Annotated in this window: 1 protein-coding gene and 1 pseudogene; both read left to right on the plus strand. The window is 58.6% G+C overall.

The window, feature by feature from the left end; translation table 11 throughout:
• Positions 1-271, plus strand: a pseudogene (locus AC1DWI_RS23085) (DNA polymerase III subunit beta); the annotation flags it as partial.
• Between the two features lie 114 nt (positions 272-385).
• A partial coding sequence (locus AC1DWI_RS23090; RefSeq protein ID WP_477725908.1) for an ATP-binding protein occupies positions 386-1,429 on the plus strand: 1,044 nt, incomplete at its 3' end.

Genomic DNA, 1,429 nt, shown 5'->3' on the forward strand with positions numbered 1-1,429 from the left:
GTTCAAGGGCGTGCGCCTGAACATCGAACCCGGCACCCTGCGCGTGGCTTCCAACAATGCCGAGCAGGAAGAAGCTGTCGACGAGCTCGACATCGACTACGGCGGCGACGCCATCGAAATCGGCTTCAACGTTACCTACCTGATCGACGCGCTGGCCAACATGGACCAGGACATGGTGAAGATCGAACTGGCTGACTCCAACAGCTCCGCGCTGCTGACCATCCCCGACGATGCAGCCTTTAAATACGTGGTGATGCCGATGCGCATTTAACGCGCTGACCACACGCTAACCAACAACCAGACCCGCGACTCTCCGCGGGTTTGGTCATTCAAGAGATTGAAGAAATCGAAGCAATTCGATAAAAGATCGGAAATAAAGCTGGCTATGACTGAAGAAAACACACCGAACGAAGCCGATCAGGTAAACGTCAACGACGGCGCCGCGGGCGAGGGAAGCTCCAATTTCCAGCCCAAGATCGACACCAACCAGGCCGGCGCGTCCGAAGCCTATGGTGAAGGCTCCATCCAGATCCTGGARGGSCTGGAGGCSGTGCGCAAGCGCCCCGGCATGTACATCGGCGATACGTCCGACGGCACCGGCCTGCACCACCTGGTGTTTGAGGTGGTCGACAACTCGATCGACGAAGCATTGGCCGGCCATTGCGACGACATCGTCGTCACCATCCACGCCGACAACTCCGTCAGCGTCACCGACAACGGCCGCGGCATCCCGACCGGTATCAAGATGGACGACAAGCACGAGCCCAAGCGCTCTGCTGCTGAAATCGCCCTGACCGAACTTCACGCCGGCGGCAAGTTCAACCAGAACAGCTACAAGGTTTCAGGCGGCCTGCACGGCGTGGGCGTGAGTTGCGTGAACGCACTCAGCAAGATGCTGCGCCTGACGATTCGCCGCGACGGCAAAGTGCACGTCATGGAGTTCTCTCGCGGCTTTGTGCAAAACCGCATCATCGAACAAGTCAACGGTGTTGATGTGTCACCGATGAAAGTCATGGACGACACCGACAAGCGCGGCACTGAAGTCCACTTTCTGCCCGACACCGACATCTTCAAAGAGAACAACGATTTCCACTACGAAATTCTGAGCAAGCGCCTGCGCGAGCTGAGCTTTCTGAACAACGGCGTGCGCATTCGCCTCAAAGACGAGCGCAGCGGCAAGGAAGACGACTTTGCCGGCGCCGGCGGTGTGAAAGGTTTTGTTGAGTTCATCAACAAAGGCAAAACGGTTCTGCACCCCAACGTGTTTGCCGCCATGGGCGACCGCGCCAGCGACCAGGGCACCAACATCGGTGTTGAAGTTGCCATGCAGTGGAACAGCGGCTACAGCGAACAGGTGCTCTGCTTCACCAACAACATTCCCCAGCGCGACGGCGGTACCCACCTGACGGGCCTGCGCGCCGCCATGACC

It is taken from the genome of Polaromonas sp. P3_C2 (assembly GCF_056402675.1).